Here is a 21,157-nt window from a genome sequence, read left to right on the forward strand (position 1 = left end):
TGCTTCTCAAAACTCAAACAGTTCCGCAGAGTAGCCACGCGCTACGAGAAAACGGCACAAAACTACCGAGCCGTCGTCACAATCGCAGCCATCGTCCTCTGGATCAGGTAAGTGTCCACACGACCTAGCGCGCTCAGTGCCCCTTGAGCGCGGCAATTTCGGCCTGAAGCGCCGCGACAATCTCTTCCAATGTCTGCACGCGCTGCTCCAGCTCGGACAATCCGGTCCCGACAAAGGAGGACGGGCCCGGTGCGGCGGCAACCGTCTGATCGACCTCGCCACACAGCAGATGCGCAAACCGGTCCTCGCGCTGGCCGGCGCCGCGGTTCAGCTGCACGATGAGCGGAGGCCTTCGCCCGATCATCAGATCGAGATTGTCCTTGAGATCCTCAATCGACTGGAACCGAGCCATGCGTTCGCTGCGGGACCAGAGCTCATAGGCCGTCTGCGGACCGCGCAGCAAAAGCAGACCCAGCACGACGACCTGCGGCGACGTCAGCGAAAAGCGGTTGGCGGCCAGATGTTCATAACGCTCGACACGCGATGCGAAGGCCTGTCGGACCAATCCCTTCTGGGCGAGCGAATTGAGCGCGCGATGGACGTCCACCTGTTCCAATGCCATCACCGGATCGCGCGCGGTTTTCTGGTTGGCGGCGGAGTGGGCGGAGTTGAGCGTCAGCGGATAGACGTCAGGCGTGGTTTCCTTCTTCTCGATCAGGCAGCCAAGGACGCGGGCTTCGATCGCATTGAGTTCGGGAAAATCGGTGTCTGGATTGGTGTTCATAAGCTCACTCTTCTCGGCAACGAGTTCAACGGCAACCCAAGGCTTCTCCAACCACGGATGATGTTATCCAGGTTCGTCGCCGTCTTCGGGCGAGAGCTCCTGAAACTCCTCGGTCGAACCGGGCTCCTCGATAGCCCGTTGAACGGCCAAGGCCAAGCCGCATTGCGGTTTCGATAGCAGATATGTCGCCAGCAATGATGGCTGGCACGGCATTCCACTCGATCGCACTCACCGGCACCATTTTATTTCACTGGCCACGATGCTGGTCGCGCGAACGATCACGATTGCGCCGCAGTTCGCGTCGATACGGTGCCCGTCAATTTCAAGCTGATTCCACCTACGCCCTCCCTTGCCTTACGTCGTCACATGCGCAGCGGTCGCTCCATCCGGATCACCGCCGCGTCGATGGCCGACAGCTCTCGAAAACGATCATCACAGAAGCCTCCCATGTCCCGTGTTAAAAAGAGGGTCGTTCTGCATTTTCCAGGCTTTGAGCCCTTCGATGCGGAGGCGCACCGCTCGCGTTACGCGCGTTCGGCGCGACAGAGCGCCAAGGTGTGGGACTTCAAGTCCGATGTCGGGCCTTTGGTGAGCACCAGCGCGGCGACGCACTTCGATGTCGACAGTGCCGGACCCGACTGGCAGACTTCAAGCCGCATCTATGTTTTTGATCACGATGTGCTCGTCGATACCTTGAGCCGCCGGTCGTTCGTTCGCCGGCTGGGCGGGGGATTTGCCAGTGCGCTGCATGTCGCGTTCAATGGCGGGCTTTGGGGCTATTTTCGCCATGCCTGGCGCTTCGGCCTGTTTTTCCTGTTTCCTTTCCTGCTCGCCGGCCTGATGACGGCAGCCGCCCTAGTCGTCGCATTCTTCCCACAGGGGTTGAACCTATCCAGCTGGAACCTGCTGTGGAGCGTGCCGTTGGCCGGCCTTCTGCTCCAGCAGATCCTGCTGCCATTGGCCAGGAAGTTCCATACGCTGCACCTGTTTGCCGACTGGGAAATGGCCGTCGCCATGGCGCGGCTGGATCGTCCCGATTTCAACCACTGGCTCGAAAGCTGTGTCGGTGCCGCCCGCGAGGCGTTCAGCGAAGAGGCGGACGAGTATTTGATCAGCTCGCACAGCATGGGTTCGAGCGTCGCCGCGCATGTCATCGGCATGCTGCTGGAACGGCAGCCGAATATTCTGGCGGGCAAACGGGTGGTGTTCGCAACGCTTGGCGGCGCGATCCTGCAATGTGCGCTGATGAGGCCTGCGCAGGCTCTTCGCGCCCGCGTCGGGGCAATCGCGCGCGCCAAGGAGATCTTCTGGTTCGAGGTCCATTGCCTGACGGATGCGATCCACTTCTACAAGACGCGCGTTGTCGCCCTGTCCGGACATCCGCAGGAAAAGCAGCCGTCCATCGCCTATATCAAGGTCAAGCACATGCTGTCGTCTGACCGCTACCGGCGGATCAGGCGCAACCTCCTGCGCGTCCATCGCCAGTATGTGCTCGGCCCGGACGTTCGTGCGTCCTTCGACTTTACCTTGATGACCGCAGGTCCGCTGCCGGCGTCGGCATTCGCGGATTTTTCGCGAGCAAACATACCGACGCTTTGACCAGCGGGGCCTTTGATCGTTGATGACCTGCCAGCGGTCTCCTCGCTGGCGCGTCCGGGCTTGGCGGCAACCGCATTCTCGTTTCGATTTCAACCGACGCATGCGTGCATGGCGATAGCATGGCTATCACCCGCGTCGGCATCAGGATCACATCCACTTGATCGAGCGACCAAGGCAGAGTTGATCCGAGGGGCAGGGAGAAGTATTTATCGTGTCGACAAAAGGATTCTTGATATGACCGACACAGATTCCAGCCCCACACTCGAACGCAAGCGCGGCTCTGGCGTAAAGATGGTCTACGACCTTCTGCGCGACGAAATCCTCGATCTGGTGCTGCCGCCGGGCAGCCCGATCGACGAGGTCCAACTCGCAGAACGCTTCAAGATGTCGCGCACGCCGATCCGCGAAGCGCTGGTGCGGTTGGCCGGAGAAGGCCTGATCGATACGCTGCCGAACCGTTCGACGATGGTTTCGAGCATCGACTTCCTCAACATGCACACGTTTTTCGATGCGCTCGTGCTGATGTATCGCGTCACCACGCGGCTCGCGGCACAGCATCATCGCCCGGAGGACTTGCAGATCATCCGCGCCCGGCAGGCCGAGTTTGCAGCCGCGGTGCAGGCCCAGGACGCGCTGGCGATGATCGCCACCAACGCGGCCTTCCATTCGGCCATCGCCGAGGCGGGGCGCAACACGTACTTTATCGGCCTCTTCAACCGGCTGCTCGACGAGGGCCGTCGGATGCTGCGTCTCTACTACCAATCCTACGGTGACCAGCTGCCGCAGCGTTTCGTCGACGAACACGAGGACATGATCACCGTGATCGCCGCGCGCGATGTCGAGGCGGCCGACCAGTTGGCCAAGGTACATGCCGAGCAGATCGTGACGCAGATCAAGCGGCTGTTCACCCGCGACGAGCGGCTAGATATCGCTTTGTGAAATCCTGTCGATTTCTTGTCGACAAATAAAATACAACGCGCTATTGTCATCGTCGAAGGCTGAGATCGGCGCCGGTGATGGCGTTGGTCTTTGCCCATTCGACAGATCAATAGGAGTTTGAGATGAAGGCCAAGATTTTCTCCGGCGTCATTCCTGCGCTGATGACCCCGTGCAACGACGACCGCAGCCCCAACTTCGATGCCCTGGTGCGCAAGGGCCAGGAGCTGATTGCCCAAGGCATGTCCGCAGTCGTTTACTGCGGCTCGATGGGTGACTGGCCGCTCCTGACCGACGCGCAGCGCATGGAAGGCGTGGAGCGCCTGGTCAAGGCCGGCATCCCGGTCATCGTCGGCACCGGCGCCGTCAACACCGCTTCCGCCGTCGCCCATGCGGCGCATGCCCAGAAGGTCGGCGCCCAGGGTCTCATGGTCATCCCGCGCGTGCTTTCGCGTGGCTCGGTCGTCGCCGCCCAGAAGAATCACTTCAAGGCCATTCTTTCGGCCGCTCCGGACCTGCCGGCGGTGATCTACAACAGCCCCTACTATGGCTTCGCCACCCGCGCCGACCTGTTCTTCGCACTGCGCGCCGAACATCCGAACCTCGTCGGCTTCAAGGAATTCGGCGGTGCCGCCGACATGCGTTATGCGGCCGAGAACATCACCAGCCGTGACGATGGCGTCTCGCTGATGATCGGCGTCGACACGGCCGTGTTCCACGGCTTCGTCAACTGCGGTGCGACCGGCGCTATCACCGGCATCGGCTGCGTGTTGCCGAAGGAAGTCATCCACATGTGCAACCTGTCGCGGGCAGCCGCCGAAGGCGACGTCGATGCACGCCAGCGCGCGCTGGAACTGGAACAGGCGCTCGCCGTGCTCTCCTCCTTCGATGAAGGCCCGGACCTGGTTCTCTACTTCAAGCACATGATGGTGCTGAAGGGCGACAAGGAGTACACGCTGCACTTCAACGAGAGCGATGCCCTGTCGGACAGCCAGCGCGGCTACGTCGAAGCCCAGTTCAAGCTGTTCAACAGCTGGTACGCCGAGTGGAGCAAGCTCCCGGGCGCCGTCCAGAAGTACAAGGCCTGATCGCCCGCATCGGCCCGCAAAACAAAAGGCCCTCCAGTTGGAGGGCCTTTTTTCGTTTGCCGTCTCGGCTGTACATCGAGAAGGGTATTGCCCGGCTGGGCCGTCGCTTACGCGACGGCGTCGAGCCCGAGCGCGAGCAGCCGGTCGAGCTGCTCCATCTCCGTCTTGTTCAGCACGATGCCTTCGGCTTCCGACTTGGCACGCGCCACGAAGCGGCGCTGCGACGGCAAGCGGGCGCCCTGGCCGACGATCGCCTCGAACAGCACTTCGGCGCGTGCAAACGGATTGCCCGGCCGGCCGGCCGCGAATTTTTCCGGCGAGAAGGCGATGATCAGTTCGCCATGGAACGGCGCCAAGGTCGTGGTGCCGAGATAATCGAGCACTTCCGGGCTCGTCAGGTCACCGATCATGATGCCGGCCAAAAGTTCGACCATCGTGCCAATTGCCGAGCCCTTGTGGCCGCCGAAGGGCAGCATGGCGCCGGCAAGCGCCGCTTCGGGATCGGTCGTCGGGTTGCCCTCGGCATCGATCGCCCAGCCCTCCGGCAGCGGTTTGCCCGCACGGCGGTGCAGCTCGATCTCGCCACGCGCGGCAACCGAGGTCGCAAAATCGAAGACGTAGGGCGGCTTATTCTCGCGCGGCCAGCCGAAGGCGAAGGGATTGGTGCCGAGCAGCGGCTTGTTGCCGCCGGTCGGCGCGACCGTCGCATAGCCCGGGCACATGACAAGGCCGGCGAGGCCTTCACCGGTCAGGCCTTCGACCTCCGGCCAGAGGGCCGAGAAATGGGTGCAGTCATTGATGACGAGTGCGGCAAGGCCCAGCGTGCGGGCACGGTCGGCGAGGACTGGCAGGCCAAGCTCGAAGGCCGGATTGGCAAAACCGCCCTTGGCATCGACCTTGACGATGGCAGAGCCTTCCTGCGCCAGCAGTTCGGGAATGGCATCCGGCTTGACCTTGCCGGCCTTGACGGTGCGCAGCGCGCCTTCGATCCGGTAGACGCCGTGCGACTTGCAGGCGTCACGCTCGCCCGCGACGATCACCCGGGCAAGGGCGCCCGCCTGGACGGCATTGAGCCCGCCCTTGCGGAAGATTGCCTCGACCCGCTCCTGAACTGCGGCGATCGTCAGGGTGGTGGTCTCACTCATCTTGTACCTTTCTGACTGCGTATGACCCTGTTGCGGGTGGTTGAAGTTCTGCATACATAGAGTATACAAAGATCCGACAAGTGCAAATCGGCTGCGTGCTATTCATGCCGAAAGACACCGGTGTTCTCAAGAAAGGATCCGCAGATGGTCTTCACCCCCAAAGGAAAACATCTCGTTGCCGGCGAATGGCTCGACGGCGCAGGCACCTTCGCCGCGACGCCGGCGCATGGTCCGGCACATGACTTCGCTGTCGGCACCGTGGAACTGGTGAACCGCGCCTGCGAAGCTGCAGAAGAAGCGTTCTGGACCTATGCTTATTCGTCGCGGGCGGAGCGCGCAGCCTTCCTGCGCGCCATCGCCGACGAGATCGAGGCGCGCGCCGAAGCCATTACCGCGATCGGCAGCCAGGAAACCGGCCTGCCGGAAGCGCGGCTGCAGGGCGAGCGCGGCCGCACCACCGGCCAGCTCCGGCTGTTTGCCGACCATATCGAGGCGGGTGACTATCTCGACCGGCGCGTCGATGCAGCACTCCCCGAGCGCCAGCCGGCGCCCCGTCCGGAAATCCGGTTGATCCAGCGGCCGATCGGCCCGGTCGCCGTCTTCGGCGCCTCCAACTTCCCGCTCGCCTTCTCGACCGCCGGCGGCGATACCGCCGCGGCGCTCGCGGCTGGCTGCCCGGTGGTGGTCAAGGGCCATTCGGCGCATCCCGGCACCGGTGAGATCGTGGCTGAAGCCGTCGAAGCCGCCATTCGCAAGACCGGCGTTCACCCGGGCGTCTTTTCGCTGATCCAGGGCGGCAGCCGTGACGTCGGCCACGCACTCGTCAAGCACCCGCTGATCAAGGCTGTCGGCTTCACCGGCTCGCTCGCCGGCGGCCGCGCGCTCTTCGATCTGTGCGCCGCCCGTCCCGAACCGATCCCGTTCTTCGGCGAGCTCGGCTCTGTCAACCCGATGTTCCTGTTGCCCGAAGCCTTGAAGGCACGCGCCGAGACGCTCGGACAGGGTTGGGCCGGCTCGCTGACCATGGGCGCCGGCCAGTTCTGCACCAATCCCGGCATTGCCGTGGTGATCGAGGGCTCCGACGCCGACCGCTTCACGACGGCCGCAGTCGAAGCGCTCGGCAAGGTGGCGCCGCAGACGATGCTGACCGACGGTATCGCCAAGGCCTACCGCGACGGGCAGGAGCGTTTCACCACAAGAAACAGCGTCAAGCCGCTGCTCGAGACCAGCTCGACGGAGCGCACCGCATCGCCCAATCTGTTCGAGACCAGCGGCAGCCAGTTTCTTGCCGACCATGCGCTCGGCGAGGAAGTCTTCGGCCCGCTCGGCCTCGTCGTCCGGGTGAACTCTGAGGACGAGATGGAACGGCTGGCGCGCGGTCTCCAGGGACAGCTGACGGTGACCGTTCATATGGATGCAGGCGACATCGAGCCGGCGCGTCGCCTGCGCCCCATCCTTGAACGCAAGGCAGGACGCCTGCTCGTCAACGGCTTCCCGACCGGTGTCGAAGTCGTCGATTCCATGGTGCATGGCGGCCCTTATCCGGCCTCGACAAACTTCGGCGCCACCAGCGTCGGCACCATGTCGATCCGCCGTTTCCTGCGTCCCGTCTCCTACCAGAACCTGCCGGAAGCCCTGCTGCCGGAAGACTTCCTGAACTGACACACGACCGATCGCTGCGCGGGGATCCCATTTGACGAAACAAATGGGATCCCCGAACGCATTTTGCGATAGGTTGATATACTTTTTGTATACTGTTTGTATTTTTAAGTTGATTTACGCTCTCCAACGCGGAATATTGCGCTCGCCGTCAAACGGCGCACCAATTTCAGGGAGAGAGAAAAATGAAGACCTCGGTCCTAGCCTTCGGCCTCGTTGCCGCCACCGCTCTGACCAGCCCGGCCCATGCCGACAAGCTGGATGACATCATCGGCTCGGGTACGCTGCGCTGCGCAGTGGTTCTCGACTTCCCGCCGATGGGTTCTCGCGACGAGAACAACAATCCGATCGGCTTCGACGTCGACTACTGCAACGACCTGGCAAAGGCGCTTGGCGTCACGGCTGAGATCGTCGAGACCCCCTTCCCCGAGCGTATCCCCGCGCTGATGTCCGGACGCGTCGACGTCGGCGTCGCGTCGACCTCCGACACGCTGGAGCGCGCCAAGACCGTCGGCATGACCGTTCCTTACTTCGCCTTCGAAATGGCCGTTACCGCCAACGACAAGACCGGCATCAAGTCCTTTGAGGACATGAAGGGCAAGGTTGTCGGCGCCACCGCCGGCACTTTCGAAGCCATCGCTCTGGAAAAGCAGGTCAAGGAATGGGGTGCGGGCGAATTCCGTCCCTACCAGACGCAGGCTGACGTATTCCTCGCCCTCAGCCAGGGCCAGATCGACGCCACCGTGTCGACCTCGACCGTGGCGCAGGCCAATGTCAAGACCGGCAAGTTCGCCGGCATCTCGGTCGTCGGCAAGGCGCCGTTCGACACCGACTACGTGGCTCTCTTCACCAACCGCGAAGAATATGGCCTCATCAACTACCTCAACCTCTTCATCAACCAGCAGGTCCGCACCGGCCGCTATGCCGAGCTCTATGAAAAGTGGGTCGGCGGCGAGCTGCCTTCGCTGGCGGTGAACGGCGTCTACCGCTAAACTGCCCGTTTCACTGGCGGCGCGAGGCAAACGTCTCGCGCCGCTGCTCATTGGCGAAAAAGTGAGACGGCAATGTTCAATTACACCTTCCACTGGAACCAGGCGCTGAAAGCATTGCCGCAAATGCTTGACGGCGCGCTGATCACATTGCAGATCGCGCTGCTTTCCATGCTCATCGGCGTGGTTTGCGCGCTCGCCCTGACGGGGTTCCGCCTGTCCGGCAACCGCGTCCTCAGCGGATTTGCTGCCACTTGGGTCGAGATCGCACGCAACACGCCCGCGCTGTTCCAGATCTACATGGCCCATTTCGGCCTCGGCAATTTCGGCATTCATCTGAGCCCCTACACGGCGCTGCTCGTCGGCATTGCCTTCAACAATGCGGGCTATCTGGCTGAAAACTTCCGCGGCGCCCTGAAAGCGATACCGGATACGCAGACCCGTGCCGGCCGTTCGCTCGGCATGACGGCGCTGCAGGCCTTCCGGTTCATCGTTCTGCCGCAGATGCTGCGCGTCGCCTTCCTGCCGACCACCAACCAGATGGTCTGGGCAATCCTGATGACCTCTCTCGGCGTCACTGTCGGCATGAACACCGACCTTGCCGGCGTCACCCAGGAACTGAACGCCCGGTCTTTCCGCACCTTCGAATTCTTCGCCCTGGCCGCCGTGATCTACTACATCATCGCCAAAGCCGTGACCCTTGCTGCCCGAGCGATCGCCTCGCGCATGTTCCGCTACTGAGAGAGGTGAGAGATGTTCAATACCGCCCTCACCTGGAGTGATCTTGCCTTCCTTGCACAGGGTGCGGCGATGACGCTCGCCGTCACCGCCGTCTCGGTTGCCGCCGGCACGTTGCTCGGCATCCTCTTCGGGGTGATCCGCGTTCAGGCCGGCACCTATTGGTCCGCGCCGCTGACCTTCGTGCTCGACGTGTTTCGCTCCGTTCCGCTCCTGATCCAGCTTGTGCTGGCCAATGCCTTCCAGTCCATCGCCAAACTGGGCTGGGGTCCGTTCACGACCTCCTGCGTGGTGCTGTCGCTCTACACAGCCGCCTATTGCACCGAGATCGTGCGCGGCGGCATCTCGTCCGTGCCGGCAACCACACGCCGCGCGTCGCGCTCGCTGGGCATGACCTGGTGGCAGGACATGCGCTACATCGTGGCGCCACTTGCCACCCGCGTTTCGCTTCCGTCCTGGATCGGCCTCGCGCTCGGCGTCATGAAGGATTCCGCGCTCGTGCTTTGGCTCGGCCTGATCGAGCTTCTGCGCGCCTCACAGATCCTCGTCACCCGCCTGCAAGAACCGCTTTTCATTCTCCTGATCTGCGGCGCAATCTATTTCCTCATCAGCTTCCCCATCGCCCGGCTTGGTGGGTATCTCGAAAAACGGTGGTCCCCCAATGATTGAGATTGAAAACGTCCGCAAATCCTTCGGCACGCTGGAAGTTCTGAAAGGGATCGACCTCACCGTGAAGAAGGGTGAAGTCGTCACCGTCATCGGCGGTTCCGGTTCCGGAAAATCGACCCTGCTCACCTGCATCAACGGGCTTGAGCCGATCGATGCCGGCAGGATCAAGATCGACGGCACCGAAGTCCATGCCAAGAGTACGGACCTCAACAAGCTGCGTAGCAAGGTCGGCATCGTGTTCCAGCAGTGGAACGCCTTCCCGCATCTGACCGTGCTTGAAAACGTCATGCTCGCTCCGCGCAAGGTGCTCGGCCTGTCCAAGCAGAACGCCGAGGAGATCGCCGTCAAACAGCTGACGCATGTGGGTCTGGGCGAGAAGCTCTCGGTCTATCCCAACCGGATGTCGGGCGGCCAGCAGCAGCGCATGGCGATTGCCCGCGCACTCGCCATGTCGCCGGAATACATGCTGTTCGACGAAGTGACCTCGGCACTCGACCCGCAGCTCGTCGGCGAAGTGCTCGACACGCTGCGCATGCTCGCCTCCGAAGGCATGACGATGATCTGCGTCACGCACGAGATGAAGTTCGCCCGCGAGGTGTCCGATCGAGTGGCCTTCTTCCACAAGGGCGTGATGGCCGAGATCGCCCCGCCGGAAGCGCTATTCGGTGCGCCGAAGGATCCGGAACTGCAGAAGTTCCTGGCAGCGACGCACTGAGCCGATCATGAAAGATGCAGCTCAGCCTGATGTCATCGTCATCGGCGCCGGCGTTGTCGGCCTTTCCGCCGCGATCGCGGCTCAGGCACGGGGGCTTTCGGTCACCGTGCTCGACCGGGAAGGCCCGGCAGCCGGAGCCTCGGCGGGAAATGCCGGGGCCTTCGCCTTCACCGACATCCTGCCGCTCGCTTCGCCCGGCATCCTGAAGAAGGCGCCGAAATGGCTGCTCGACCCGCTCGGGCCGCTGAGCGTCCCGCCCGCCTACGCGCTGCAGATCGCGCCGTGGATGTTCCGCTTCTGGCGCGCCTGCTCGCCGAAGCGGGTGGCGCACTCGACGGCCGCCCAGACTGCGATGATGGACCTTTCCAAGGCCGAGCTGGAGCCGTTCCTTGCCGCAACCGGCACCCTGCCGATGCTGCGCAAGGAGGGCAATCTTCAGGTCTATGAAAGCAAAGCCGAACTCAAGGCTTCGCTGCCCGGATGGCAGGCACGCGCGGAACATGGCATCGCCTTCCAGCATCTCGATACTGCCGCGATGGCCGAAATCCAGCCGGGTCTCGCGTCTCGCTTCACCCATGGTACGTTTACGCCGGGCTGGTACTCGATCGCCGACCCAAAATTGTACACCCTCGCACTCGCCGAGCATTTCCGCGCCAGAGGCGGCGTGATCGAGCGCGCCGAGGTAACTGCTCTTGCGCCCATCGATGGCGGCGTCGAGATCCGAACGACAAGCGGCAGCACACGGCGGGCGGCCCAGGTCGTGCTCGCGGCCGGTGCCTTCTCCCACCGGATTGCCAAATCTCTCGGCGAAAGCATCCCGCTCGAAACCGAGCGCGGCTACAACACCACGCTGCCGGCAGACGCCTTCGACCTGCGCACACAGGTCACCTTCGGCGGCCATGGCTTCGTCGTCACCCGCCTGTCGACCGGCATCCGTGTCGGCGGCGCGGTTGAGCTCGGCGGGTTGAAGCTGCCGCCGAACTACCGCCGGTCCGAGGCCATGCTGCAGAAGGCGCGCGCCTTCCTGCCAGGGCTCAAGCCCGAGGGAGGGGTGCAGTGGATGGGCTTCCGCCCGTCGCTGCCCGACAGCCTTCCGGCAATCGGCCACGCCCGCGCGACACCGCGGGTCATCTATGCTTTCGGTCACGGCCATCTCGGCCTGACCCAATCGGCGGGCACCGCCAGGCTTGTCGCGGATCTGCTGACCAGCCAGGCGCCGACGATTGACATCTCCCCCTTCTCGCCTCAACGGTTCTGACAGAGGTTTCGACCATGGCCACCTACACCTTCTCCTGTATTGACGGGCACACCTGCGGCAACCCCGTCCGCCTCGTTCCCGGCGGCGGCCCTCGTCTGGAGGGCGCGAACATGCTGGAAAAACGCGCCCATTTCCTCAGGGAATTCGATTGGATCCGAACCGGCCTGATGTTCGAGCCGCGCGGGCATGACATGATGTCCGGCTCGATCCTCTATCCCCCGACGCGGCCCGACTGCGATGTCGCCGTGCTGTTCATCGAGACCTCCGGCTGCCTGCCGATGTGCGGCCACGGTACGATCGGCACCATCACCATGGCGATCGAGAACGGCCTGATCACGCCGCGCGAGCCCGGCAAGCTGTCGATCGACGCGCCGGCCGGCAAGGTCGACATCAGCTATCGCCAGGAGGGCCGATTCGTCGAGGAAGTGCGCCTGACCAACGTTCCCGGCTTCCTCTATGCCGAGGGACTGACGGCCGAGGTCGAGGGCCTCGGCGAGATCGTCGTCGACGTCGCCTATGGCGGCAACTTCTACGCCATCGTCGAGCCGCAGAAGAACTTCCGCGACATGGCCGACCACACGGCCGGCGAGCTGATCGGCTGGAGCCCGAAACTGCGCGCCGCCCTGAATGCGAAATACGAGTTCGTCCATCCCGAGCATCCGGAGATCAAGGGGCTGAGCCACATCCAGTGGACGGGCAAGCCGACGCAGGCAGAGGCCCATGCCCGCAACGCCGTGTTCTACGGCGAAAAGGCGATCGACCGTTCGCCCTGCGGCACCGGTACCTCGGCGCGGATGGCGCAGCTCGCCGCCAAGGGCAAGCTGAAAGTCGGCGACGAATTCGTCCATGAATCGATCATCGGCTCGCTGTTCAAGGGCCGTGTCGAGGCAGCGACCAAGGTCGCCGACCGCGATGCCATCATCCCCTCCATCGCCGGATGGGCACGGATGACCGGCATCAACACGATCTTCATCGACGATCGCGACCCCTTTGCCCATGGCTTCGTCGTAAAATGAAAAATCCGATCTCCGCTCGCAGCATCCTTGGCGGCACGGCCGAGGGACCCATCGTTGCAGCACCTGAAGCGCTGAGCTTCTGGGGTGGCGTCGATCCGGCCACCGGAGCGGTGATCGATGTCCATCACCCCCTGCACGGGACCCGTCTCACCGACACGATCCTGATGATGCCGTCGAGCCGGGGCTCCTGCACCGGCTCGGGCGTGCTGCTCGATCTCGCGCTGACCGGCCGCGCGCCGGCAGCGCTTATCTTTTCCGAGGCCGAGGACGTACTGACCCTCGGCGCGCTGATCGCAGCCGAGATGTTCGGCAAACCGCTGCCAGTCCTGCGCCTTTCGTCCGATGCCTTCGCGGCACTCGCCAAGGCAAAGACTGCGCGCATAACCGATACGGCGATCGAGGCCGATGGCCTGACGATCCCGATCGCGCCGTTCGCCACCGCGGCGCTCGATCTTGATGAAGCGGACCTCGCCATGCTGGATGGCCGCAACGGCGTTGCGGTCGAGGTCGCCATGCGCATCATCTGCGCCATGGCAGCGCAGCAGGGCGCGACGCGCCTCATCAGCGTGACCCAGGGCCACATCGACGGCTGCATCTATGCCAGCCCCGCCAACCTGACCTTCGCCGAAAAAATGGCCGATATGGGTGCGCGGGTCCGGTTACCGACGACGATGAATGCCATCTCGGTCGACCGCGCCAACTGGCAGGCTCAGGGTGTGCCGTCGTCCTTCGGCGACCCGGCCGCGCGGCTCGCCGACGCCTATGTCCGCATGGGCTGCCGACCGACTTTTACCTGTTCACCCTACCTGCTCGACAGCGCGCCGCAGGCCGGCGAGGCGGTCGCATGGGCGGAATCCAACGCCGTCATCTATGCCAATACAGTGCTCGGCGCCCGGACTGCGAAGCACCCGGATTTCCTTGACCTCTGCATCGCGCTGACAGGCCGTGCACCACTCTCCGGCGTCTATCTCGACGAACACCGCAAGGCCCGCCGCGTGATCGACGTGGATCTGCCGGAAGGGGTGGACGACGCTTTCTGGCCGCTGATCGGCTATCTCGCCGGACGTGCCGCGCCCGATCGCATCCCTCTGCTGCGTGGCCTTGCCGCTGCAAAGCCTTCGTCCGATGACCTGAAGGCGCTCTGCGCCGCCTTCGGCACGACATCGGCGGCGCCGATGCTGCATGTTGAAGGCATCACGCCGGAGGCCGAAGGCGCGGCGATAACCGAGACTGACACCGTATCAATCACCCGCGCGGAGATGGCCGCCGCCTGGACCCTGTTGAACGAAGGGCCGGAGGACGTGGATCTGGTTGCCATCGGCAGCCCCCACGCTTCGCTCAACGAATGTCGAGCCTTGGCGGCAGCGCTCGCCGGTCGCAGACGGCACAGGGATGTGGCCGTGATCGTAACGGCGGGCCGCGAGGTGATTGCCGCTGCCCGCACTGAAGGCGTACTTGCCGAACTGGAGGCAAGTGGCGTGCAGGTCTTGCCCGACCTCTGTTGGTGCTCGATCTCGGAACCGGTTTTCCCGACGCGAACCCGCGCGCTGATGACCAATTCCGGCAAATACGCCCATTACGGCCCCGGCCTGTCCGGCCGTGCGGTGCGCCTCGGAAATCTCGCCGATTGCGTGACGGCGGCGCTGACCGGACGCGTGCCGGCGCGGCTGGCGGACTGGCTTTCCGCAGCAGGGCGGTAACGGGCAAGCTGCCCGCACACTGACAAGACGCCGCACGACATCACGCAGCGGAGCGACGCTTGTTGAGGTCACGCGATGACTAGAGCGCTTCCGGTTTAGACGGAGTCGCGGAAACGCTCTATCTCCTTGTTTTACGCATTCCCTGACGGAAAACCGCTTCGCACTTTTCCTGGAAATGCTCTACTGCATGTTTCCTTAAATCGTAGCCGATTTAAGGAAACATGCAGCAATTCAAAGTGCTACAGCGACCTTTGCGCGTCTGATAAGACGCGCGGCGCTGTAGGGACGGCCCAAGCGCGCCTACAGATCAGGCGCGCGGTCGACCAGGGTCTGAAACAACACGTTTGCAGCCTCCTGCGGCGTCGTCGCGGCAAGCCAGACCGGATCGGTCGCCAGGACGGCGCGATTCTGCCGGGTGGCAGCGCCGGATGCTTCGCATTCGTAGACGCCGCAGGCGCGGCGCTGCTTTCGATTGAACGCGATTTCGAGAACACCCGAAGGCCGCGTATTCGGCGCATCGAAGATCTGCAGCACGTAGCCGCGGAACCCGGTTCGGCCTCCGTTCGAATCGATCTCTTCGAGAACGGACGGACTGAGTTCCGCCTGCCCCACCGGAATAGGCCGTGTCCAGAACGGCCCCTGGTCGCCTTGATCTGCGCTCAGCATCTCACTCGCCTTTGTTCCCTCGGGGCCGCGAGCTTAACACTTGATCAGCGCGAGTTCAGCCGACCAGAGATAGAATTGCGGCTTCCACCCCAAGCTGTCATCTTGCCCCCCATCCCCTTGGAAGAAGGCCCAATATCGAACGGCACACACGATGTTTACACCATACGGCCAAGTGCTCGCCGGCACCCCTTCAAACTGAGGGTACTGCCCCCGGTGGCCATGACTATATTCCACCTCTGCGTGCAGAAGGCGCGGCTGCAGGCGGTCATGACGAACCGCAGTAGGATGCAATGTAACCGGGGCTGCCTCGGGTTTCGTTTTCGAAATGCGGTCAGATCCGATCTGGCGATCTACCCGAAGTTTCGGCAGAGAGACCCTCGTTCTCGAGCCCGGTCGCCACGCCAAATGCCCGGCATCGCCGACAAGACATCATCGCGCAACGCATGGGCCCGTACGGCCGACAGAAGTCCCCTCGTCAACAAACGCGTCTGGCCCGGCATAAGGGTTCAGCGAAAAGGAGGTCTCATGTCTCTCCACCAAGCATTTCTGGATTTCGGCTATGATCCGACCATCGTTGAGGTCGGCCGCACCATTCGTCCCAAAACGACCGGCGCGCCACCGGCTGCAGCAACGGTAGACGCGCAATATCTACCGCCGCCGAAGGCACAGGGCACTGCCCAGCATGTCGGCAGTCCCGGCAGCTGCGCCGCCTGGGCCTCGACCTATGGCCTTGCAACATATACGGCCGCGGCCGCTTCCGGCCAGTCGCCCTCAAGCACGTCGCAACAGGCAAGCCCCGCGCATATCTACATCGAGGTGATGATCAACGATGGACAGACGACGTGCAACGGCTCGAACCTGGCATCCTACCTCAACATCCTGCAAGAGGGTGGTACGCCGAACTGGGCGACGGCCCCCTATTACCCCAACTGCCCTGAACTCTGGTCGAGCTACAACGCCGGCGCCGCCTCCGACGCCAGCTTCCAGATCCCCGGCTGGGCGATCGTCGAGACGTCAGACCTCGACGCGATCAAGACCGTTATCGCCGGCGGTGGCGCGCTGTGCTACGGCACCGCGCTTAATTCCGGCTTCATGAGCTATAGCGGCCCCGGGCCACTGACGGGGCCGTTCGACAAGGTCAAGGGGGCGAACGGCAAGCTTGTCGGCCACTGCATGCTGATCATCGGCTACGACGATACGCAGCAGGCGATCCTCATCCAGAACAGCTTCGGACCGGATTGGGGCTGCCAGTGGAACGGCAGCGGCGGTTACATCTGGATGAGCTACGCGCTGTTCCAGTTCCTGGCACAGGGCCAGGCCATGTATGTGACCGGGTAAGCTAGGAACGTACGCGCTGGCTTCGCCTTACGTATCGACGCGAACTGGACGCCGCCGCGATCATGCGTGGCGGCGTCCATTAACGAGCGAGATCGCTGTGCGTTTTTATCGCGGCGATTGACTTATCGCGGCGTGACGTCGAAACCGAACCACTTTTCCGAAAGTGCCTTAATCGTGCCGTCCGCCTTGGCGGCTGCGATCGCCTCGTTGAACAGTGCCTTCAGCTCCGGATCGGTCTTGCGCAGGCCGACGGAACTGCCGCGACCGAGAAAGCCGCCCTGGAACCGGGGACCCGTGGTCGTCATATCCTCATTGCCCGGCTTTTCGGCAGCCGTCGTCAGATAAGCCATCGAGGCCATCACCAGGTCGACCCGCCCGGCGGCGAGATCGAGATCGTGCTCCTCGGTCGTCTTGTATTCGCGCACTTCGACAACGCCCTTCAGATACTTGTCGACGAAAGCGGCACCCGTCGAGGCGATCTGGACGCCGATCGTCTTGCCTTCGAGCAGCGGCTTCAGCTTCTCGATCTCAGCGACAGCGCCTGCCTCGTTCGAAGCGAGCGAAAACACCACGCCCTTTTCCGGCAGCGACGCGAGCGGGCCCGACTTCGAGGTCGCAAATGCCTGGCCGGTCGAGCCATAGGAGTCGCTGAAGTCGATGACCTGTTCACGCTTGGCCGTCGCAGACATGCCGGAAATGATCGCATCGAACTTGCCGGCGTTCAGCGCCGGGATCATGCCATCAAAATTCTGGACGTTGATCTCGCATTCGACCTTCATGTGAGCGCAGAGATATTTGCTGAGCTCGATCTCGTAGCCGTCGAGCGTGCCGTCGGGCTTGGTGAAATTGTAAGGCTTGAAGCCGCCTTCGGTCGCGATCGTCACATGCGTCCATGTCTTGTTTTCCGCATGTGCACCGTTGGCGGCAAACATCATCGTCGCGATGCACAAGGCCTTCATTGCCGTTCTCTTATAATTCATTCGTAGTTCCCCTTTTTTGAGTGGTTAAAGCCGCCGGTTCACGCCTTGATGAACCGCCGGAAGCGTTCGGATTTGGCATTGCCAAATACCTCGTCCGGTCGACCGTCTTCCTCGATCTGACCTTGGTGAAGAAAAATGACCCGGCTCGAGACATCGCGGGCGAAACCCATCTCATGGGTCACGACCAGCATCGTGCGCCCCTCTTCGGCGAGCGCGCGCATGACGCGCAGCACCTCGCCGACGAGCTCGGGATCAAGAGCCGATGTCGGCTCGTCAAACAGCATCACGGCCGGACGCATCGCCAGCGCTCGGGCGATGGCAGCGCGCTGTTGCTGGCCCCCGGACAGGTGCGCCGGATAGTGGTTGCGCTTGGCCGCGATCCCGACCTTGGCAAGAAGCGCTTCGGCTTCCTCGATGCACTCGGCGCGCGGGCGCTTCTGCACGTGGATCGGCGCCTCGATGACGTTCTCCAGCACTGTCTTGTGAGACCAGAGATTGAAGCTCTGGAACACCATGCCGAGGCGCGACCGGATGCGATCAACCTGGGCGCGGTCCTTCGGGCGGCTCTTGCCGTTGCCGGCGGCAAGCATCTCGATCGTCTCGCCGGCGACCGTGACTTCGCCTCGGTCGGGCGTTTCGAGCATGTTGATGCAGCGAAGCAGGGTCGACTTGCCCGAGCCGGAGGAACCGAGAATGGAGACGACCTCGCCTTCGCGCGCATCGAGCGAGATGCCCTTCAGGACCTCTATCGGGCCGAAGCTCTTGTGGATGTCCCGAACGCTGATAGCGACGGGCGCAATGGACGATGCGGGCGAGCTCAATGCGCTTCTCCTTCGATGATGGCGGGCAACACCGCAACCGGCTGCCTGAGATGCGGGCTCAGCCGGAACTCGACGAGTTGCACAAGGCGGGTGAGCAGAAAGTTGATGGTGAGGTAGATGGCGCCGGCGACGATAAACACTTCGATCGCGCGATAACTTTCGGAGATGATGCGCGCCGCAACGCCGGTCACTTCCATCAGGGTGATGATCGACGCCAGTGACGTGGCCTTGACCATCGAGATCATCTCGTTGCCGTAACCGGGCAGTGCCTGCCTGACGCCGAGCGGCAGCGTGATGCGCCGAAAGATCATGAAGCGCGACATCCCGCATGCCCTTGCCGCCTCGACTTGACCGAACGGCACCGAAAGCAGGCCGCCGCGGACGATCTCGCTGGTATAGGCGGCCGTGTTCAGCGCAAGCGCCAGCACCGCACACCAGTATGGCTCCCTGAGGATCGGCCAAAGCAGGCTGTGGCGAATGGCGGGAAACTGGCTGAGGCCATAATAGATGATGAAGATCTGAACGAGCAGCGGCGTGCCGCGGAAGACGAAGACATAGGCCTGTGCCAACCAGCGCACGGGAGCGATGGCCGAGAATCGGGCGACAGCGATGCCGACGGCCAGGATCGCGCCAAGGGCAATCGAATTTGCCGCCAGCAAAAGCGTCAAGGGAACAGCCGAAACGAGGCTGATGAAGGTCTCCTGAAGGAAGGTCCAGTCCATCAGCTTCTCCTCACGCCGCGGCTGAAATGACGCTCGGCCCGATGCAGGACGGTGCTCGACACCGTCGAGATCGCGAGATAGATGCCGCCGGCAATCAGGTAGAAATCGAAGGGCAGGCCGGTGGAGCCGGCGGCGATCTGCGCCTGGCGCAGCAATTCGGCCACGCCGGTGATCGAGACGAGCGCGCTTTCCTTGAGCACCACCTGCCAGACGTTGCCGAGGCCCGGCAGCGCGTGCCGAAGGGTCAGGGGTGCGACGATGCGCCTGAAGCGGAGCCAGCGCGGCATGCCGCAGGCGATCGCCGCCTCTATCTCTCCGGGATGAACCGCCCTGAACGCACCACGGAAGACCTCGGTATGCTGCGCGCCGGAGGTGATACCGACAGCAAGCATGCCGGCAAGGAAGCCGGGAAAGCCGATGAAGCCTTCGGCGCCGAACAGGCGCCCGATTGCGGTGATCGCGGCGGAGCCGCCGAAATAGAGCAGATAGATCACCAGCAGATCGGGAATGCCGCGCAGCACCGTCGTGTAGACGTCCGCAACAAGGCGCATCCCCGGACCGCCCCGGACCTTGGCCCAGGCACCAAGGACCCCGATGACGGCACCGGTCGCATAACCCGACAGCGCGATCAGGATCGTCATCATCGCGCCGGCAAGGAGGATATTCCCCCAGCCGCCGGGGCCGAAACTCAGGAGTTCGAAGATACCGGGTTGGGTCAAAACACCTGAACTCCCTTTTCGGCAGACCGAGCTGCGCGCGCAGGAAGAGGCGGATCGACATCATCAGGGATCGGATTGACGAAGGGCGTTCCGTCGAGGCGATTGCGATGATCCGCCTTGGCGGCCGCCACCAGATCGGCATCCGACATCAGATCGATGGCGAGGCTCGCCATGGCCTTGGCGGCATGCGCCATGCCCTTGTGCCCGGCCGGCAGTTTCCCTTGCGCGACCAGCTGCCAGGAATGGCCCGGCGTGCCGATCGCATAGGTCGCGCCACGCATCTGCACCGTCGGGACGACCCAGCTCACCGTCCCGACATCGGTGGAGCCGACGATGCTGCCGTCGCCGCCATAAAGCGGGTAGATCATGTCGCACAGCGGCTGCCCCTTGCGCGGCGAGAGACCGAAGCGCGCATAGGACGCGGCAATATCGTCGGGAGAATAGGTCGCCTGAAATTTTCGCGCAGTCTCGAGGTCACAGGCGTCGAACACGGCAGGGCCGAGATGCTCGAGGCAAGAGTGGAGCCGTGCCTCCAGAGGACCGTTGCCGACGAGATTGGCATCACCGCTGATCACCTCGTGGCGCACGGTCGTCTCCGTCATCAGTGCCGCACCCTCGGCAATCTTCTTGACGCGTTCGATCAGCCCCAGCAGTTCCGGCAATGTGCGGGCGCGAATGAGATAGCGCACCGTGGCCCGGGCCTGCACGACATTCGGCGCATCACCACCGGCGTCAGTGATCGCATAGTGCACGCGGGCGCTCGATGGCATGTGCTCGCGCATGTAGTTGACGCCGACATTCATCAGCTCAACGGCATCGAGCGCGCTGCGGCCGAGATGCGGCGTCGCCGAGGCGTGAGAGGCGCGGCCTGAGAAGTGGAAGTTGATCTCGTTGCAGGCAAGCGAGATCGGATTGTTGACGCCGGAAAAGGCGGCCGGATGCCAGGAGATGGCGATATCGACATCGTCGAAAGCCCCGGCCCGCACCATGAAGCCCTTCGACGAGCCGCCCTCTTCGGCCGGGCAACCGTAGTAGCGCACCCGCCCTTTCAGGCCGTTTGCCTTGAGATAATCCTTGACGGCGGCAGCGGCGAGCATGGAACCTGAGCCAAGCAGGTTGTGACCGCAGCCGTGGCCGTTGCCGCCGGCCAAGATCGGTCGCTCTTCGGCAACGCCCGCGACCTGGCTGAGGCCCGGAAGCGCATCGAATTCGCCGAGGATGGCAATTACCGGGCCGCCTTCTCCCGCTTCGCCCACCAGAGCGGTCGGCAGACCGGCGACGTTGCGCTCGATGCGAAACCCCTCCGCTTCGAGCAGTCGCGCATGCTCGCTGGAGGATTGAAACTCTTCATAGTTGGTTTCGGGACTGTCCCACACGCGGTCGCTGAGCTCGAAGAATGCCGGGCTCTTCTCCTCGACGATCGACCATACGAGTTCGGAATTCTTCATTGGCGTTTAGCGTCCCATATGCGATAGTTACCAAAATTGGCGCCAATTTAGGATACAAAAATAAATTGCGCAATGGGCGGCGATGGATATTTTCGGTATCCGTCGCGGGCTGAAAAACAGACGATCGCGAATGCGAACGAAGCGGATCGGAAAAGACCCGCCGGCAA

General features: G+C 63.1%; 20 protein-coding genes and 1 pseudogene. 13 read left to right on the forward strand and 8 right to left on the reverse strand.

The genetic code is table 11. The features are described 5' to 3' along the window. Positions 1-111 (forward strand): annotated as a pseudogene (locus tag AC244_RS04815) (IS5/IS1182 family transposase); the annotation flags it as partial. 22 nt (positions 112-133) lie between these two features. On the opposite strand, the gene AC244_RS04820 reads toward AC244_RS04815, so the two are convergent. Continuing rightward, positions 134-784, reverse strand: a complete 651-nt coding sequence (locus tag AC244_RS04820; RefSeq protein WP_053248355.1) for a YceH family protein — start codon at positions 782-784, stop codon at positions 134-136. 447 nt (positions 785-1,231) lie between these two features. On the opposite strand from AC244_RS04820, the gene AC244_RS04825 reads away from it, so the two are divergent. The 3 genes from AC244_RS04825 (at position 1,232) to AC244_RS04835 (ending at position 4,407) form a co-directional block, all read left to right on the forward strand. Further along, positions 1,232-2,383, forward strand: coding sequence for a hypothetical protein (locus tag AC244_RS04825; protein ID WP_053247694.1), 1,152 nt, complete (start codon positions 1,232-1,234; stop codon positions 2,381-2,383). Positions 2,384-2,617: 234 nt separating this feature from the next. After that, complete coding sequence (locus AC244_RS04830; protein ID WP_053247695.1) at positions 2,618-3,322, forward strand: GntR family transcriptional regulator; 705 nt, start codon at positions 2,618-2,620, stop codon at positions 3,320-3,322. Between the two features lie 122 nt (positions 3,323-3,444). Beyond that, entirely contained in the window at positions 3,445-4,407 is a 963-nt protein-coding gene (locus AC244_RS04835) for a dihydrodipicolinate synthase family protein (protein ID WP_053247696.1), read from the forward strand. 107 nt (positions 4,408-4,514) lie between these two features. Here the strand turns inward: AC244_RS04835 and AC244_RS04840 are convergent, their stop codons facing one another. After that, a complete protein-coding gene (locus AC244_RS04840; protein ID WP_053247697.1) occupies positions 4,515-5,552 on the reverse strand; it encodes an Ldh family oxidoreductase in 1,038 nt (345 codons plus the stop codon). Between the two features lie 144 nt (positions 5,553-5,696). Here AC244_RS04840 and AC244_RS04845 point away from each other — a divergent pair, with 144 nt between their 5' ends. The 8 genes from AC244_RS04845 (at position 5,697) to AC244_RS04880 (ending at position 14,296) form a co-directional block, all read left to right on the forward strand. Further along, positions 5,697-7,214, forward strand: a complete 1,518-nt coding sequence (locus AC244_RS04845; protein WP_053247698.1) for an aldehyde dehydrogenase (NADP(+)) — start codon at positions 5,697-5,699, stop codon at positions 7,212-7,214. A gap of 182 nt (positions 7,215-7,396) precedes the next feature. Continuing rightward, positions 7,397-8,203, forward strand: coding sequence for a transporter substrate-binding domain-containing protein (locus tag AC244_RS04850; protein WP_053247699.1), 807 nt, complete (start codon positions 7,397-7,399; stop codon positions 8,201-8,203). 72 nt (positions 8,204-8,275) lie between these two features. Beyond that, a complete protein-coding gene (locus AC244_RS04855; RefSeq protein WP_053247700.1) occupies positions 8,276-8,941 on the forward strand; it encodes an amino acid ABC transporter permease in 666 nt (221 codons plus the stop codon). A gap of 12 nt (positions 8,942-8,953) precedes the next feature. Beyond that, the gene (locus AC244_RS04860; protein WP_053247701.1) at positions 8,954-9,607 is read left to right on the forward strand and encodes an amino acid ABC transporter permease; all 654 of its coding nucleotides are present in this window, start codon (positions 8,954-8,956) and stop codon (positions 9,605-9,607) included. Continuing rightward, positions 9,600-10,322, forward strand: coding sequence for an amino acid ABC transporter ATP-binding protein (locus AC244_RS04865; protein ID WP_053247702.1), 723 nt, complete (start codon positions 9,600-9,602; stop codon positions 10,320-10,322). Before AC244_RS04860 ends, AC244_RS04865 begins: the two co-directional genes overlap by 8 nt. Positions 10,323-10,329: 7 nt before the next feature. Then, on the forward strand, positions 10,330-11,580 hold the full coding sequence (locus tag AC244_RS04870; protein WP_053247703.1) for an NAD(P)/FAD-dependent oxidoreductase: 1,251 nt from the start codon (positions 10,330-10,332) through the stop codon (positions 11,578-11,580). A gap of 14 nt (positions 11,581-11,594) precedes the next feature. After that, positions 11,595-12,596 carry a 4-hydroxyproline epimerase gene (locus tag AC244_RS04875; protein ID WP_053247704.1) on the forward strand — a complete coding sequence of 334 codons (1,002 nt, stop codon included), beginning with the start codon at positions 11,595-11,597 and terminating at the stop codon, positions 12,594-12,596. After that, positions 12,593-14,296, forward strand: a complete 1,704-nt coding sequence (locus AC244_RS04880) for an aconitase X (RefSeq protein ID WP_053247705.1) — start codon at positions 12,593-12,595, stop codon at positions 14,294-14,296. Before AC244_RS04875 ends, AC244_RS04880 begins: the two co-directional genes overlap by 4 nt. Positions 14,297-14,596: 300 nt before the next feature. Here AC244_RS04880 and AC244_RS04885 read toward each other — a convergent pair whose 3' ends face one another. Then, positions 14,597-14,962 (reverse strand): hypothetical protein, encoded by a 366-nt coding sequence (locus AC244_RS04885; protein WP_053247706.1) that lies wholly within the window; start codon positions 14,960-14,962, stop codon positions 14,597-14,599. Between the two features lie 525 nt (positions 14,963-15,487). Here AC244_RS04885 and AC244_RS04890 point away from each other — a divergent pair. Further along, positions 15,488-16,300, forward strand: a complete 813-nt coding sequence (locus AC244_RS04890) for a C1 family peptidase (protein WP_053247707.1) — start codon at positions 15,488-15,490, stop codon at positions 16,298-16,300. A gap of 122 nt (positions 16,301-16,422) precedes the next feature. On the opposite strand, the gene AC244_RS04895 is transcribed toward AC244_RS04890, so the two are convergent. The 5 genes from AC244_RS04895 to AC244_RS04915 are packed head-to-tail and all read right to left on the reverse strand — an operon-like array spanning position 16,423 to position 20,990. Further along, positions 16,423-17,280 carry a transporter substrate-binding domain-containing protein gene (locus tag AC244_RS04895; RefSeq protein WP_053247708.1) on the reverse strand — a complete coding sequence of 286 codons (858 nt, stop codon included), beginning with the start codon at positions 17,278-17,280 and terminating at the stop codon, positions 16,423-16,425. 38 nt (positions 17,281-17,318) lie between these two features. After that, positions 17,319-18,101: an ABC transporter ATP-binding protein gene (locus AC244_RS04900; protein ID WP_053247709.1), complete on the reverse strand. Its 783-nt coding sequence runs from the start codon at positions 18,099-18,101 to the stop codon at positions 17,319-17,321. After that, positions 18,098-18,823: an ABC transporter permease gene (locus AC244_RS04905; RefSeq protein WP_053247710.1), complete on the reverse strand. Its 726-nt coding sequence runs from the start codon at positions 18,821-18,823 to the stop codon at positions 18,098-18,100. The genes AC244_RS04900 and AC244_RS04905 overlap by 4 nt, the downstream gene beginning before the upstream one ends. Then, positions 18,823-19,542, reverse strand: coding sequence for an ABC transporter permease (locus AC244_RS04910; protein WP_053247711.1), 720 nt, complete (start codon positions 19,540-19,542; stop codon positions 18,823-18,825). The genes AC244_RS04905 and AC244_RS04910 overlap by 1 nt, the downstream gene beginning before the upstream one ends. Beyond that, positions 19,539-20,990: a M20 family metallopeptidase gene (locus tag AC244_RS04915; RefSeq protein ID WP_053247712.1), complete on the reverse strand. Its 1,452-nt coding sequence runs from the start codon at positions 20,988-20,990 to the stop codon at positions 19,539-19,541. The genes AC244_RS04910 and AC244_RS04915 overlap by 4 nt, the downstream gene beginning before the upstream one ends. Between the last annotated feature and the right edge of the window lie 167 nt (positions 20,991-21,157).

Origin of the sequence: Ensifer adhaerens, assembly GCF_001270265.1 — a bacterium.
Lineage (GTDB): Bacteria > Pseudomonadota > Alphaproteobacteria > Rhizobiales > Rhizobiaceae > Ensifer > Ensifer adhaerens_B.